16 protein-coding genes are annotated in these 15076 nt (G+C 64.5%); 9 read left to right on the plus strand and 7 right to left on the minus strand.

Annotated elements, in window-relative coordinates; all coding sequences use genetic code 11:
- Positions 1 to 17 precede the first annotated feature (17 nt).
- Positions 18 to 857, plus strand: coding sequence for a class I SAM-dependent methyltransferase (locus CH285_RS10790; RefSeq protein ID WP_094643544.1), 840 nt, complete (start codon positions 18 to 20; stop codon positions 855 to 857).
- A 31-nt stretch (positions 858 to 888) separates the two neighbouring features.
- Here CH285_RS10790 and CH285_RS10795 read toward each other — a convergent pair whose 3' ends face one another.
- Together CH285_RS10795 and CH285_RS10800 are read right to left on the minus strand one after the other, a co-directional pair.
- Positions 889 to 1326: an SRPBCC family protein gene (locus tag CH285_RS10795; RefSeq protein WP_032369125.1), complete on the minus strand. Its 438-nt coding sequence runs from the start codon at positions 1324 to 1326 to the stop codon at positions 889 to 891.
- A gap of 21 nt (positions 1327 to 1347) precedes the next feature.
- A complete protein-coding gene (locus CH285_RS10800; RefSeq protein WP_057473643.1) occupies positions 1348 to 1815 on the minus strand; it encodes an SRPBCC domain-containing protein in 468 nt (155 codons plus the stop codon).
- A 195-nt stretch (positions 1816 to 2010) separates the two neighbouring features.
- Here CH285_RS10800 and CH285_RS10805 point away from each other — a divergent pair, with 195 nt between their 5' ends.
- Both CH285_RS10805 and CH285_RS10810 read left to right on the plus strand, forming a co-directional pair.
- Positions 2011 to 4191: a glutamine synthetase III family protein gene (locus CH285_RS10805; RefSeq protein WP_094643504.1), complete on the plus strand. Its 2181-nt coding sequence runs from the start codon at positions 2011 to 2013 to the stop codon at positions 4189 to 4191.
- A 98-nt stretch (positions 4192 to 4289) separates the two neighbouring features.
- Positions 4290 to 5363: an alkene reductase gene (locus CH285_RS10810; RefSeq protein WP_027495761.1), complete on the plus strand. Its 1074-nt coding sequence runs from the start codon at positions 4290 to 4292 to the stop codon at positions 5361 to 5363.
- Between the two features lie 97 nt (positions 5364 to 5460).
- Here the strand turns inward: CH285_RS10810 and CH285_RS10815 are convergent, their stop codons facing one another.
- From CH285_RS10815 to CH285_RS10825, 3 genes are read right to left on the minus strand one after another with little or no spacing between them, the layout of a single operon-like run.
- Positions 5461 to 6966 (minus strand): tripartite tricarboxylate transporter permease, encoded by a 1506-nt coding sequence (locus CH285_RS10815; RefSeq protein ID WP_094643505.1) that lies wholly within the window; start codon positions 6964 to 6966, stop codon positions 5461 to 5463.
- 16 nt (positions 6967 to 6982) lie between these two features.
- Positions 6983 to 7513 (minus strand): tripartite tricarboxylate transporter TctB family protein, encoded by a 531-nt coding sequence (locus CH285_RS10820; RefSeq protein WP_094643506.1) that lies wholly within the window; start codon positions 7511 to 7513, stop codon positions 6983 to 6985.
- Positions 7510 to 8499, minus strand: coding sequence for a Bug family tripartite tricarboxylate transporter substrate binding protein (locus tag CH285_RS10825; RefSeq protein WP_027495764.1), 990 nt, complete (start codon positions 8497 to 8499; stop codon positions 7510 to 7512). Before CH285_RS10825 ends, CH285_RS10820 begins: the two co-directional genes overlap by 4 nt.
- Positions 8500 to 8612: 113 nt before the next feature.
- On the opposite strand from CH285_RS10825, the gene CH285_RS10830 reads away from it, so the two are divergent.
- The 3 genes from CH285_RS10830 (at position 8613) to CH285_RS10840 (ending at position 11548) form a co-directional block, all read left to right on the plus strand.
- Positions 8613 to 9005, plus strand: a complete 393-nt coding sequence (locus CH285_RS10830; RefSeq protein WP_027495765.1) for a universal stress protein — start codon at positions 8613 to 8615, stop codon at positions 9003 to 9005.
- Between the two features lie 120 nt (positions 9006 to 9125).
- A complete protein-coding gene (locus CH285_RS10835; RefSeq protein WP_032389079.1) occupies positions 9126 to 10532 on the plus strand; it encodes a hemolysin family protein in 1407 nt (468 codons plus the stop codon).
- A complete protein-coding gene (locus CH285_RS10840) occupies positions 10529 to 11548 on the plus strand; it encodes a hemolysin family protein (protein ID WP_032369121.1) in 1020 nt (339 codons plus the stop codon). The genes CH285_RS10835 and CH285_RS10840 overlap by 4 nt, the downstream gene beginning before the upstream one ends.
- Before the next feature lie 316 nt (positions 11549 to 11864).
- Here CH285_RS10840 and CH285_RS10845 read toward each other — a convergent pair whose 3' ends face one another.
- Complete coding sequence (locus tag CH285_RS10845) at positions 11865 to 12344, minus strand: DUF6764 family protein (RefSeq protein ID WP_094643507.1); 480 nt, start codon at positions 12342 to 12344, stop codon at positions 11865 to 11867.
- A 207-nt stretch (positions 12345 to 12551) separates the two neighbouring features.
- On the opposite strand from CH285_RS10845, the gene CH285_RS10850 reads away from it, so the two are divergent.
- Positions 12552 to 12902, plus strand: coding sequence for a VOC family protein (locus CH285_RS10850; RefSeq protein WP_094643508.1), 351 nt, complete (start codon positions 12552 to 12554; stop codon positions 12900 to 12902).
- On the opposite strand, the gene CH285_RS10855 is transcribed toward CH285_RS10850, so the two are convergent.
- Positions 12903 to 13277: a winged helix-turn-helix transcriptional regulator gene (locus CH285_RS10855; protein WP_027495770.1), complete on the minus strand. Its 375-nt coding sequence runs from the start codon at positions 13275 to 13277 to the stop codon at positions 12903 to 12905.
- 114 nt (positions 13278 to 13391) lie between these two features.
- Between CH285_RS10855 and CH285_RS10860 the strand changes: the two genes are divergently transcribed.
- Both CH285_RS10860 and CH285_RS10865 read left to right on the plus strand, forming a co-directional pair.
- Entirely contained in the window at positions 13392 to 14246 is an 855-nt protein-coding gene (locus CH285_RS10860; protein WP_032369118.1) for an SDR family oxidoreductase, read from the plus strand.
- A gap of 34 nt (positions 14247 to 14280) precedes the next feature.
- Positions 14281 to 14892 carry an FKBP-type peptidyl-prolyl cis-trans isomerase gene (locus CH285_RS10865; RefSeq protein ID WP_094621571.1) on the plus strand — a complete coding sequence of 204 codons (612 nt, stop codon included), beginning with the start codon at positions 14281 to 14283 and terminating at the stop codon, positions 14890 to 14892.
- The last annotated feature ends 184 nt before the right edge of the window (positions 14893 to 15076 follow it).

Genomic DNA, 15076 nt, shown 5'->3' on the forward strand with positions numbered 1-15076 from the left:
ACGGGGAGGTGTCCGAGTTGTCCACCGACTCCAACCGGGGTGTTTTCGACGATGCTCGGGTCGCCGCCACGTACGTGGAATTCATGGGACCCACCGACGGATTTCTCGATCGCGGTGAGGCCGCAGCCTTGGTCGCCGCCGCAGACCTGGCCCGCGGGGTTCCGGTGTTGGACGTGGGTGTGGGGAGCGGCCGCACCACGCCGCTGCTGCGACTGCTTTCCGACCGCTACGTGGCAATCGACTACGCCCCCAACATGATCGACGCTTTCCGGAAGAATTTTCCCGATCTGCCTGCGCACGTCGCCGACGCTCGTGACCTGGCGGCGTTCGAGGACGGTGAGTTCGGCTTGGTCGTCTTCAGCAACAACGGACTCGATACCGTGGCCCACGAGCAACGCCGCCGCGTACTGGCCGAATTCGCGCGGGTGACCGACGAGACAGGCGTCGTGGTCTTCTCGACGCTCAACCGAGGTGGCCGGTCGTATCTGGAGAGCCCGTTTCAGTTACGGCGACCGACGACTCGGCCACAGTTCTCGCTGCGAGCACTTCTCGTCGCCGTCGGACGTCGTCTGCTCGATCCGTCTGCGCAGGTGCGCGGTGTGCGGAACTGGCTCGTCAATCGGTCGAAAGCCGAGGATCACCGATCGTGGGCTCTGGCCCCGTTGCAAGCCCACGAATTCGCACTCGTCATGCACTTCTCGACCTTCGACGACGTCCGCACTCTGGTGGCCGGCGCAGGCCTCGAACTGATCGCCGTCTACGGCGACGACGGCGAACGCATCGCGCCGGACCGACACGAGTCCGCGGCCGACAACTTCACCGTCCTCGCGAAAAAGCCTGCGCTGGAACGAAAGTGACTTCGAGGTACTGAGCTCGGAAGCGCCGAGGTCACAGTCTTTCCAGCGCGGCGGTCATCTTCTCCACGGTCTCCGGAGCGACCTTCGCCTCGAAGCCCGCCTTCAGGAACGGGCCGGCAACCTTTGCCGCACCGTTGAATTCGACGTGCGCGTGGTAGTCGATCCGGGTCGACGCGGGGCCTTCGGCCGTCAGCGTGATGTCGTCGACGCTGGTTGCCGTCTTGTTCTTCCCCTCGAGCACGACGTGATCGAGCTCGTCGGTGACCAACGTATACGTCAGTTCGGTGGTGACTCCGAACAACTTCGAGACGTTGTGCCACTGTGTTCCGACGGCCACCGGGCCGTCGGAGACCTGGGTGCAGCTCTCGGTTCCCGGATCCCACGCCGACGCATTGGAGAAGTCGCGCAGGAATGCCGCGGCCTTGTCGAGCGCGACAGCGGCGGTGAAGGTTCGGGTGACGTCGACCATGAGGTTCTCTCTTTCGATGGATCAGTTCTCGACGGTGACGCCGAGGTGTTCTGCGAGACGGCGCATCGTGCCGACGATCTGTTCTTCGGTCACCCTCGGAAAGCCGGCCATCTTTCGGAACTCCGGATCGGTGACGCGGGACCAGTCGTAGACCTGCGTCAGTGCTGTCCTGTCGTGGGCGACCTCCTCGAGTTCCCAGGACCACCGCGTGCCACGGGGTTCCATGCCCTGGCGATTGGGAATCCAACCGATGCGTCGGTCCTGCTCGAACACGAACACGGTGTTCTCCATGACGTACTCGCCCAGTTCCGGTTGATACATATCCATCGCGAAGGTGTCGCCCACCGCGTTCAGCGGCGTCGGATCGATCGCGCCGCGGAGCATTTCCGAGCCGTCGACCGCGGCCTGGACCTCGGGATTGGCGAGCGCGGTGAAGACGGAGGCGGGAGGAGCGTCGATCACGCGGCGGACGGTCAGTTCGTCGGTCATGGGGCCACGCTTTCCGGTTGATTACGCTGGCTACGCAGTTACCCCCGTCTGCGGGGAAGGAAACTCCTGCCTTCGGACGGTTTTGCATTGCAGTGGACACAGCGACGAAACACCACCGCCACGAGGCATTCGTACAGTCGCCGAGTCGGACTCCGCACACACCAGGTGCGGAGCGCACCTTGCCAAGGGGTAGCCATGAGTGGAAATACCGTCCGCCTGCAGGCGATCAAAGACGTCGAGGCGTACGTGCCGCCTGCGGTCAGCTTCGTCGGAGACGAGAAGCCGGGCGAGATATTCGGTGAGAACGTCTTCAGCAAGGTCGTCATGCAGAAGCGACTGCCCAAGTCGGTCTTCAAGTCGGTGATGGCCACGATCGACAAGGGCAAGAAGCTCGACCCCATGGTGGCCGACGCGGTGGCGTCGGCGATGAAGGACTGGGCTCTGGAGAAGGGCGCAACGCACTACGCGCACGTCTTCTACCCGCTCACGGGGTTGACGGCCGAGAAGCACGACAGCTTCTTCGATCCCGTCGGTGACGGCAGTGCGCTCGCCGAATTCGCAGGCAAGACGCTGATTCAGGGCGAGCCCGACGCGTCGAGCTTCCCCAACGGCGGCCTGCGCAACACGTTCGAGGCACGCGGATACACAGGCTGGGACGTCACCAGCCCGGCGTACGTCCTCGAGAACCCGAACGGTAACACCCTGTGTATCCCGACGGTGTTCGTCTCGATGACCGGTGAGGCCCTCGACCACAAGACGCCGCTGTTGCGTTCGCAGCAGGCGATGGGCGGACATGCCGAGCGCATCCTGAAGCTGTTCGGACACGAGAACATCGAGAACATCGTCTCGTTCTGTGGCCCGGAGCAGGAGTACTTCCTCGTCGACCGGCACTTCTTCCTGGCCCGTCCCGACCTGCTCAATGCAGGTCGCACCCTGTTCGGCTCGAAGCCGCCCAAGGGTCAGGAATTCGACGACCACTACTTCGGTGCCATCCCCGAGCGCGTGCTCGGCTTCATGATGGACACCGAGCGTGAGCTGTTCAAGCTCGGCATTCCTGCCAAGACCAGGCACAACGAGGTAGCACCCGGACAGTTCGAGATCGCGCCGATGTTCGAGCGCGGCAACATCGCGGCCGATCACCAGCAACTGTTGATGACGACGTTCAAGACCATTGCCAAGAAGCACGGCATGGAGTGCCTGTTCCACGAGAAGCCCTTCGAGGGCGTCAACGGCTCCGGCAAGCACGTCAATTTCTCCCTCGGCAACTCCGACCTGGGATCGCTGCTGGTGCCCGGCGACAACCCCCACGACAACGCGCAGTTCCTCGTCTTCTGTGCCGCCGTCATCCGCGCGGTGCACAAGTACGGCGGTCTGCTGCGCGCATCGGTGGCGTCGGCGACCAACGATCACCGCCTCGGTGCCAACGAGGCTCCGCCCGCGATCATCTCGATCTTCCTCGGCGATCAGCTCGCCGACGTGTTCGACCAGATCGCCAAGGGCGCAGCCACATCCTCGAAAGGCAAGGGCACCATGATGATCGGTGCCGACACCCTGCCCGTACTGCCGACCGATCCCGGCGACCGCAACCGAACCAGCCCGTTCGCCTTCACCGGCAACAGGTTCGAGTTCCGCGCCCCCGGTTCGATGCAGACCGTCAACGGCCCGATGGTCACGATCAACACGATCATGGCCGAGGCGCTCGACTACATGGCGACCAACCTCGAAGCGGCCGTCGCCGACGGCACCGATTTCGACACCGCCGTGCAGAATCTGCTGACCGAGATCATCACCGAACACGGCGCGGTGGTGTTCAACGGCGACGGCTACTCCGACAACTGGCAGATCGAGGCCCAGGCACGCGGCCTACCGAACCTGCGTACGACGCTCGACGCGTTGCCGGAGTTGATTTCCGAGTCGGCGATGGAACTGTTCGAGAAGTACAAGGTGTTCAACCACCGAGAGATGCACTCGCGCTACGAAATCGGGCTCGAGCAGTACGCGTTGACGGTGTTCGTCGAAGCGCGGTTGACGCTGGAAATGGGTCAGACATCGATCCTTCCCGCTGCACTGCGCTACCAGACGGAATTGGCGCAGAACGTCAGTGCGCTCAAGGGCGCGGGCGTCGACGACGTGGACATGACTGCGCTGCACGCAGTCTCGGCTCCACTGTCGGAGCTGCGCGCAGCGTTGGCGACGTTGAAGACCGCCCTCGAAGCGAATCCGGGCGGCGACGCTCTGGCCGAGGCCACCCACGCCAAGGACGAACTGTTGCCTGCGATGGCGGCTGTCCGTTCTGCGGCCGACACCCTCGAGGCAATGGTGGCCGACGATCTCTGGCCGCTGCCGACGTACCAGGAGATGCTGTACATCCTGTGAGTGAGCAATGTCTCGGATCGGAATAGCTTCATGGATCTCGGTCGTTCGAGTGATCAGTGGCAAGTACTGTGCACGCACTCATAAGGAGATAGAGAACCATGAAGTTGTTTTCCCCGTTGACGCTCGGTGACCTGAAGCTCGACAACCGGTTGGTGATGGCTCCGCTGACGCGGGTGCGCTCAGGACGTGACGGAGTGCCGGGTCCGCTGGTGGTCGAGCACTACAAGCAGCGGGCGTCCCTCGGTCTCATCGTCAGTGAAGGCACCTACCCGAGCCATGCGGGCCAGGGCTTCCCCGGTCAGCCCGGTCTGGTGACCGACGAGCAGATCGAGGGTTGGCGCAATGTGGCCGACGCAGTGCATGCCGACGGCGGGCTGATCTTCGCTCAGGTGATGCATGCCGGGCGCGTGACCCACGAGGCGACGACGGGTGGCCGTGAGGTCGTCGGCCCCAGTGCCATCGCCATCGACGGCGAGACTCACACGTACGAGGGAAAGAAGGCGTACCCCACCCCGCGTGCACTGCGGGAGGACGAACTGCCCTCGGTGATTGCCGATTTCGTACAGGCCTCGAAGAATGCGGTCGCTGCCGGTATGGACGGCGTCGAGGTTCACGGTGCCAACGGTTACCTGTTGCACGAGTTCCTTTCGCCCGCCTCGAACCAGCGTGACGACAAGTACGGCGGTTCGCCGGAGAACCGGGCGCGGTTCGTGGCCGAGGTGGTCGAGGCCGTGGCCGCGGCGCTCGGAGCCGGCAAGGTCGGCATCCGCATCTCGCCTGAGCACAACATTCAGGATGCGCTCGAGACGGACTCCGACGACGTGCGTGCCACCTACCGCGCGCTGGTCGAGCGGCTCGCGCCGTTGGGTCTGGCGTACCTCAGTGTGCTGCACAAGGATCCGTCGGGCGAGCTGGTACAGGATCTGCGGCAGGCGTTCGGCGGAGCTGTGCTCGTCAACAGCGGCTTCGGTGAGATCACCACTCGCGACGAAGCGCTGTCGCTGCTCGACGACAACGTCGGCGACGCCGTCGTGGTCGGACGTCCGGCAATCGCCAACCCCGATCTCGCGTACCGCTGGCGTGAGGATCTGCCGCTGAACGAGCCGGACCAGAGCACGTTCTACACCGACGGTGCCAAGGGCTACACGGATTACCCGGCTCTGCAGCACTGAGTGCTTCGCAGTGGTGTGGTTATGCGCCTGCGGGCGCGCAGGAGTGGAGCCTGCGGAACGACCCGAGAACAGAGCCACACCACTGCGCGGAGGGCACTCAGAAGTCGGCGGTCTTGCGGGCGCGGATCTTGCTGACGATCGAGAACACCACGGCGATGATCATCAGTGCGTAGAGCACGATTGTGATGCCGCTACTGACCAGAATCGACGGGTCGCCCTCGCTGACGGCCAGCGCGCGTCGAAGTGATTCCTCGGCGAGTGGGCCGAGGATCACGGCGATCAACACCGGTGCGAGCGGAATGTCGTAGCGCCGCATCATGAATCCGACGATGCCGAGCCCGAGCATGAAGATCAGATCCACGATCGACGCACTGGACGCATAAACGCCGAGGGCGGCGAACACCGAGATACCCGCGTACAGGTAGTTCTTCGGGATCTTCAGCAGCTGCGCCCACAGTGGTGCGAACGGCAGGTTGAGGATCAGCAGCACGATCATCGCCAGGAAGAGGCTGGCCAGCAGGGCCCAGACGATGTCTCCACTGCGCTCGAACAGGAGCGGTCCGGGTTGCATACCGTACTGCTGGAACGCTGCGAGCATGATCGCCGCCGTGGCGGACGTCGGTAGACCCAACGCCAGTAGCGCTCCCATGGCCGTACCGGCCGTGGAGTTTCCGGCCGCCTCGGGTCCTGCCACACCACGAATGGCACCTTTGCCGAACATCGGCTTCTCGCGTTTACGATCGAGCCGACGCTCGGTGCCGTACGCCAGGAAGCTCGGCACCTCAGCGCCGCCTGCTGGTATGACGCCGAACGGCACACCGAATGCCGTCCCGCGTAGCCAGGCCGGGAGTGCTTCGCGGAACTCGGCCTTGCTCAGCCAGGGGCGGCCCTGCGATTTGATCAACAACCGGTCCTCGGGGCGGCCGATCTTCGAAGCGATGTGGATGACCTCACCGAGTGCGAGCATCGCGACCGTGATTACGACGATGTGAATGCCGTCGAACAGGGCAGGTACTTCGAAGGTGAATCGGGACGCGCCCGACGGACCGTCGATGCCGATCACGGCCAGGGTGAGACCGATCAGCAGTGCGGTCAATCCCTTGAGAGCGGAGTCGGAGACCACCGCGGAGGTAGCGATGAAGGCGAACACTGCCAGCGCGAGGTACTCGGCCGGACCGAAGTTGGTCGCCAACGATGCGAGCGTCGGGGCGAAGAACACCACCAGGGTCGTCGCGACGATGCCGCCGATGAACGCGCCGATGGCCGAGGTGGCCAAAGCTTGTGGGGCTCTGCCGTTCTTGGCCATCCGGTGGCCCTCGAACGTTCCGGCGATGGCGGTGCTGTTGCCGGGGGTGTTCATCAGGATGCCGGAGATGGAATCGCCGAACAGGCCGCCGAAGTAGACACCCGCGAACATGATCAGCGCCGCGGTGGGGTCGAGAGTGAACGTGACCGGCAGCAGAAGCGCCACCGCCATGGCAGAACCGAGTCCGGGTAGCACGCCCACGGCGGTGCCGAGCAGTGCGCCTACGAACACCCACACCAGGTTCATCGGAGTCAGCGCAGTGCCGAACCCGTCGAGAAGATTGCTCAATGAATCCATCGAAAATTCAGCTCCGTCAGAAGATCTGGGCGAGAACGCCGCCGGGCAAGGTCAGGCCGAGGCCCGCGGAGAATGCGATCTGGACGGCGCTCGAGACCAGCAGCGCGACGGCCGCGTCGAACACGTAACGGCGACCACCCAATCCGACCGAGACACCCCAGAAGAGGATGGCACCGGCGAGAACCCAGCCGAGCGGGTCGAGGAGAGCGATGAACACTGCCACCGATCCGACGGTGATCGACAGGGTTCGCCAGTTGCTGACGGTGCCGGTGTGCGGCACGCCGTCGTCGTCGACGCCGCGATCGACGACGTCGGGCTTGACCATGAGTTGGATGGTGACCAACACGGCGACCACGAAGCAACCGCCGGCGACGATGGCCGGAAAGACCTGCGGGCCAGGGGAGGTGGCGGTGGGAGGCACATCCATCGTGATGGTCCCGTAGACCAGGAATGCGCCCAGTGCGACGAGCAGTGCCGGAACGATCAGGCCGCTACGGCCCGTCCAGAAGGAGCGGGAGGTTGCGGTGTCGGGAGTCGTCGTTGTCATACCAGCCCCAGCTCTTCCAGAATTCCGGTGATACGTGCCTGCTCGACCTCGAGGAATTCCCCGAATTCGTCTCCTGTGACGACCGATTCCTTCCAGCGGTTTCGTTCGACGGCCGTCGCCCATTGCTCGGTCTCGACCATCTCGGTGACGATGTCGACGAGCGTCTGCCGGTCCTCGTCCGAAATCCCGGGCGGCGCAACGATTCCGCGCCAGTTCACGAGGTCGACGTTGTAGCCCTGTTCGATGAACGTGTCCACGTCGAATCCTTCGAGCGGCTCGGGCGCGGCCACGGCTAGGGCACGCACGTTGCCGGCTTCGATCTGGTCCCGGAAGTCGTTGAATCCACTGACCGCGACGCCGACGGTGTTGGACAGCAGCGACGTGAGTACCTCACCGCCGCCGGAGTAGGCGATGTAATTGATTGCGGCGGGGTCGATGTCGGCTTCCTGTGCCAATTGGCCCGCGACGATGTGGTCGATTCCGCCGAGGGAGCCGCCGCCGATCGGAAGCCCGCCGGGATTGGCCCGCCACGCCTCGATCATGTCGTCGAGGTTCTGGATCGGCGAGTCCTTGGGAACGACGAAGACCTCGAAGTCCTCGGCGAGCTTGGCGATCGGCACGGTGTCGGCCAAGGTGGTGTCGGAGTTGTTGATCGCGATGCCGCCGAGCATGACGGTGCCGGTGATCATCACCGTGGTGGGCTGACCGCTGAGGTTCTCGAGTTGGCTCAGGCCGATGGTGCCGCCGGCCCCTGGAACGTTGACCACCTGCGCGTTGTTGACGATGCCGTCGCTGCGCAGCGCCTGCTGCGACTCGCGCGCGACCAGGTCCCAGCCACCGCCGGCGGCAGCAGGTGCTATCAGTGTCAATTTGGCTCGGGCGTCGGAGCCGCTGGCACTGCGAGCGGCGTCGATCCCGGCGACGGTGACTGCTCCCACCACCACCAGGGCTCCGGCCGTTCGTAGCAGGGTGGGCGATATCGCCATCAGAGACCTTTCGTGTGGTGTGTCACAGCGTCAGGTTAGATACAGTTTGTCTGATTAGTCCAGTTCACAACATCGAGGTCGATCTTCGGTGGATTCGAGCAACGGGAGAGACCGTGTCATTAGCGAGCGCAGTGGCAGTAGCGATGAGCAACACCCCCGAGGGCCAGGAAGCGTTGCGACGCGGTGCCGCAGAGGCAGAGCTGCGTCGGACCGAGCTGATCGTATTGTCCGTGGTGGACCGCGATTCCGTATCGGCGGAAGACCGTAGCGCGGCGCAGGCCGAGGTGGAGCGGACTCTCCCCGGAACTGCGACGACTGTGCGCGTCGAACCGGATGGCGGCGACCCGGCCGGCGCACTGGTCGATCTCGTCGCCGACGTCGGTGCGGGGATGCTCGTCATCGGGTCCAAGCGCAGATCGGCGGTCGGCAAATTCCTGATGGGCAGCACGGTGCAGCGCGTTCTGTTGGACAGCCCGGTCCCCGTCCTCGTCGTGAAAGCGCCGTGACCCGGTAGTATCGGACAAATATCCCACCACTCGACCTCGAGGAATCATGGACAGCGATAAACCCGGGCCGGACACGGCTCCCCGCACTACAGCTACTACGTGCGAGGCGGTGTCCGGCGAATGAGCGTTCTGCTCACTCTTCTGCTCGGCCTGCTCGTCGTTTTTCTCATCACCGTCGCAACCGGTTACTTCGTTGCGCAGGAATTCGCGTACATGACCGTCGACCGGTCCCGGCTCAAGGCGCGTGCCGAGGCCGGCGACGCCGTCGCAGCTCGCACGCTGACCGTCACCAAGCGGACCTCGTTCATGCTCTCGGGTGCACAGCTGGGTATCACGGTCACCGGCCTGCTTGTCGGCTACGTCGCCGAACCGCTGATCGGGCAGTCGTTCGGAGCGATACTGGGCGGCGTCGGTGTTCCGACAGCAGTCGGTGTCGGCCTCGGTGCCGTTCTGGCGATCACGTTCGCGACGTTCGTACAGATGCTCTTCGGTGAACTGTTTCCGAAGAACTTCGCCATCGCCCGCCCCGAGCCCGTGGCTCGATGGCTCTCGCTGTCGACGACCATCTATCTCAAGCTCTTCGGTTGGCTCATCACCATTTTCGACCAGTCGTCGAACCTGTTGCTCAAAGCACTCAAGATCGAGCCGGTGCACGATGTGGAACATTCGGCGAGCCCACGCGACCTCGAGCACATCGTGTCGGATTCGCGGGAGACCGGGGATCTGCCCGACGAGCTGTCGACGCTGCTCGATCGCATTCTCGACTTCCCTACGCGCAACGTCGAACACGCCATGATCCCGCGTTCGCGTGCGGCGACGGTCCGCGACACCGACACCCTCGGTGAGGTGAAAACACTGATGGGCCAAGAGCATTCTCGATACCCCGTGCTCGACGAGGACGACGGAATCGTGGGCGTGGTGCATCTGCACGACGTGTTGGCCTCCACCGCGCCGGATTCGACCCCCATCGCAGACCTCACCCGCGATGCGCTGATCCTTCCCGAGATGCAGAGCCTGCCCGACGCGATGCGCGAGCTGCGGGCGACACGGAACCAATTGGCTTGTGTCATCGACGAATACGGTGGTCTCACCGGAGTGATCACCATCGAGGACCTGGCCGAAGAGCTCGTCGGCGAGATCACCGACGAGCACGACGACGGCGTACTCGACCCGAGCCCGGTCAGCGCCGACGACGGCAGCTGGACGATGGCAGGGGAGGTGCACGTCGACGAGGTCGAGCGCGCCATCGGCGTCGACCTCCCCGACGGTGACTACGAGACCATCGCGGGATTCGCCATCGCCCATCATGGTTCGCTACCCGACATCGGGACCCGTATCGAGGTCGATCTGCCGCCGGACAACGCGGACCTCGCCAACGACGACGAGTCGCCGATTCGATTCGTCACGATCGAGGTGCAGGAGATCGACAGTCACGTGCCGTCACTACTGACCCTCACCATCGACGAGCGGACAACCGAGCACGACGAGAATTCGGCCGAGTCCGATACTGCAGGAGCGCACCGATGAGCAACCTCTGGGTCTTTCTGGCCGTCACCATCGGTCTGATCGCTGCGAGCGCCTTCTTCGTTGCCGTGGAGTTCGCACTTCTTGCGGCCAAACGGCATCGCCTCGAGGATGCTGCCCCCAACTCGCGGGCGGCGCGGGCTGCTCTGCGCAGCTCCTCGGAATTGACGGTGCTGCTCGCCGGATCGCAGCTCGGTATCACCGTCTGCACCCTCGCGCTCGGCGCGACCACCAAGCCTGCGGTGCACTACTGGCTCACGCCGCTGTTCGAGAGCATCGGCCTGCCCTACTGGTTCGCGGACGTCCTCGGCTTCGTCCTGGCCCTGATCATCGTCACGTTCCTGCACTTGGTCGTCGGCGAGATGGCTCCGAAGTCCTGGGCCATCGCACATCCGGAGAAGTCGGCAACGATGCTCGCAATCCCCATGCGCGCGTTCATGTTTCTCACGCGTCCGGTGCTGACGGCCCTGAACAACATGGCGAACTGGTGCCTACGCAAGGTGGGCGTCGAGCCGGCCGACACCGTCGGCACCGGGCAGAACGCAGACGACCTGCGTCAGCTCGTCGAGCACTCGGTCAACGTGGGAGCCCTGGACGCGAGTTACCAGGCACAGATATCCGGGGCATTGGAATTGCAGGATCTCACCGTCGGTGACCTGGTGGCCGGAAGTGGCGCGCCGACGTCGGTACCGTCATCAGCGTCGATCGACGACGTGCGGGAGGCGTCCCGGATCAGCGGCCATCTGCGCATCCTCGTCAGTGACGACGACGTAGTGAAAGGTGTTGTGCACGTGAGGGATACGTTGACCGAGCCGGAGTATCTCGCCGAGATCACCCGCCCGGCCTACACGCTGGATCGGACGACACCGGTCTACGTCGCCCTGCAGTCGATGCGCGAGACCCGACATCATCTGGCGCTGGTGGTCGAACCGTCGGCCGAGGCGGGTGACGGTGCGCGCACGATCGGCGTTGTCACGCTGTCGGATGTGTTGACGCGGCTGCTGCCCGAGCCTGTCTGATCTTCGGTCACCCCATACGAATCATCCCCGCCCGGCCTACGCGGCCGAGCGGGGATTTTTCGTGAGCACCGGATCCGAATGTCAGATCGGGGCGATGACCAGAAGGTGTGCCCAATACGACGCGACATCGTGGCCGAGTTGGGGGAGCAGAACGTCGTAGAGCAGGTAGGACATCATTGCCGTCGAACTCCTTGTTCAGCGGGCCGTCACCGGCTCGCGTACCGAGACTGTAGTCAGTGAGACTGTAGATCAACCTGGGCCCGGCGGCACTGATATGGCCTGCGCAAGTCGTGTTTCACCCCGACGACGACGGCCATCAGCCGATGCAGCCCTGCAGGGTGGTGAAGCTTCCGGCGAAGCCGGCACCGTTGCAGACGGCACCCTCGGGGGTGAGGGTGATCGTCGAGCCCGGCGCAGCCACGGCGATCGACAGTCCGAGGCCGGCCGCGGTGTTCTGTGCGATGGCACCGGGACCGAAGGCGATCGCAGCAGGCGCGCCGCCGAAACCGGCGTTGCTGACGGCAGTTCCGCCGTTGAGACCGAGGGCCAGTGCCGCCGCGTTGTTCATCGCCTCCGCCGAGCCCCATCCCTCGAGGCCGACTCCTGCTGCGGCACTTGCGCCGTCTGCGGAGCTGTCGCACTGTGAACCTCCGACGAGCGCGGCGACGTCGGCCCCTCCGGGTGCTGTGGTGCAGGCGACCGGTGCGGCCGAGGCCGTGCCGGGCACCAGGGTCGCGAAAGTACAGGCGAATCCGAATGCCGCCGCTCCGCCGAGAATTCTCTTGGTGTGGAACATGGTCGATGCCTCCAAGATCTGGCGCAGGCACCGGGCGTGCCGCGCTCCTGCGGTTGCCGGATCGACATGCTCGTGCGCCCCGACGACCTTCCTCGAGTGTTACCCTGTAGCGACGCGCTCAGAGATCCGCATGGTCACGAGTACATCTCGGTATGATCACAGCACGGTAAACAGCGTTCCCCCACCCTTGGTGCTTACGATGGCTCCATGATCGGACGTATCGACGAGGTCGTATTCGACTGCACGGAACCGGCTGTGCTGGCCCGATTCTGGGCGGGTGTGCTCGGTGGTCGGCCTGTCGTGCGCGACGACTCGTGGCATTTCGTCGATGTTCCCGGGTTCACCCGGATGGCGTTCCAGCGAGTGCCTGAGAGTAAGTCCGGCAAGAATCGACTTCATCTCGACGTGGACGTTCCCAGCATCGACGTTGCCGTCGAGCAGGCAGTGGGTCTGGGTGCGACGGCGGTGGGGGACCGGCACACCACTGCGGCCGGGTCGTTCCAGGTGCTACTCGACCCCGAGGGCAACGAATGGTGTCTGGTGACGCCCCTCAGCTGACTAGCGGGCGTCGTGCTCGGCGCGTGCTTCGAGTACGGCAGGCATCGAGCCCTCGATCAGTTCGATGAGGTCGGTCAACCGTGATCCGACCTCACGTCCGAGCGGGGTGAGGCTGTATTCGACCTTGGGCGGGATGGTCTCGAGCACGGTGCGCACGATGAGGCCGTCGCGTTCGAGGGTCTGCAGCGTCTGTGCCAACATTCGCTCGCTGACGCCGTCGACGCGTCGGCGCAGGGCATTGAATCGGTAGTCGCTTTCGGTGAGGGCCGCCAGGACGAGCACTCCCCACCTGCTCGTCGCGTTCTGCAGCGTCTGCCGTGACCCGCATTCCCGTGCGAAGACGGATGCTTCGAGAGATTCGACGGCCTCGGACATTTCTCCATGTTAGCGCAGGCCGTACCGGCAGCGCTAAATTTTGATGTTGCACTGCACGAAAAGTAAGTGCATGATGAAACGGAACTTGATACTTCAACCTCGGGAGCGTTTTCCATGACCACAGCCATCACCGGAGCGACAGGCAATCTCGGCGGGCTCGTCGTCGCCGCACTCATCGATCGCGGCGTCGCGCCTGCCGACATCGTCGCCGTCGTACGCAACGCCGACAAGGCGGCCGCACTCGCCGAGCGCGGTGTGGTGGTGCGGGTGGCCGACTACAGCGACACCGACGCGCTGACGTCTGCGTTCGCAGGTGTCGAGAAGGTGCTGTTGATCTCGGGATCGGAGGTCGGCCAGCGAATTGCTCAGCACAACAACGTCATCGACGCCGCCGAGGCAGCCGGAGTGGGCCTCGTTGCATACACGAGCGTGCTCGCTGCCGACACCTCCGGCATCAGCCTTGCACCGGAGCACAAGGCCACCGAAGAGCGATTGACGGCCTCGCCGATTCCTGCTGTGTTTCTGCGTAACGGCTGGTACTGGGAGAACTACCTGGGCTCGCTCGGCCAGGCCATCGACAGTGGAGTGTGGCTTGGTGCAGGCGGGAACGGCAGGATCGCCGCTGCCTCACGCGCCGATTACGCCGCCGCTGCCGCGGCTGTGCTGACTCTCGAGAACCAGGGCGGGAAGATCTACGAGCTCGGCGGGGACGAGCGCCTGACCTATGCCGAACTCGCGGACGTTCTCGCCGGCATCTCCGGGAAGCCGGTCGTCTACAAGGACGTCACCGAGTCGGAGTACGCCTCGATTCTTCAGGGCGCAGGACTGCCCGATTTCGTGGCGACCATGCTGGCGAGCGCGGATGCCGGTATCTCCCGCGGGGAACTCGACACCGATTCCGGTGACCTGCAGGCATTGATCGGCCGCGCGTCCACCCCGGTCGCCGAGGTGTTCCGCTCCGCGATCTGATGGGATACACGGGGCCCCGTGTGCCACTTGTAGCGTGGGCCCCGTGAAACTCACCTCGACCCGCACCCTGTTCCTGGCCGCCACCACCTCACTCGTCCTGTTGACGGGTGCATGCAGTTCCGACTCGGATTCCGGGACGACGCAGACGACGTCCTCGGCGACGTCCTCCACCGATGCGACGGCTTCGAGTAGCTGCCCCACGGGCACACCCGACCCGTCGGCCACCCCGGAGTGGACACTGGCAGGCGACACCGGCAGCATCGCCGTCACCGGATCGACGGATACAGCGGCCCCGGCCGTCGACGTCGAAGCCCCGTTCAGCGTCGCCGAGACGCAGGTGAAAACGCTGAAGGCCGGGGACGGCCCGATCGTCGCCGACGACGCGAACGTGTCCGTCTGCTACCTGGGCGTCAACGGACGCGACGGATCGACGTTCGACAGCAGTTTCGAGCGCGGCGCACCGGTCGAGTTCCCACTGACCGGCGTGGTGGCGGGCTTCCAGAAAGCCATCGCCGGACAGACCGTCGGCTCGACCGTCGCCGTAGCGGTGACGTCGGCCGACGGTTACGCGACCGGCAATCCGGCAGCCGGAATCGAGCAGGGCGACAGCCTGATCTTCGCTATCTCGATCCTGTCCGCGAGCTGAGTGCCTCCGGCAGTGGCGTGGTTATAAGCCCTCTGGGGGCTGTTGCATTTTGTGTGAGCGGTAGTTCGACGTTGTAAAGGGGTGACTCGGGTTCGATGCCCGGGTCACCTCTTTTTCGGCCCTGGGGTGCTCATTCAGGCCAGCGCTACGGTGTGTGTTGCGGTCAGGTGGGTGAGAATCTTGC

Origin of the sequence: Rhodococcus sp. 05-2256-B1, assembly GCF_002258465.1 — a bacterium.
Taxonomy (GTDB): Bacteria; Actinomycetota; Actinomycetes; order Mycobacteriales; family Mycobacteriaceae; genus Rhodococcoides; species Rhodococcoides fascians.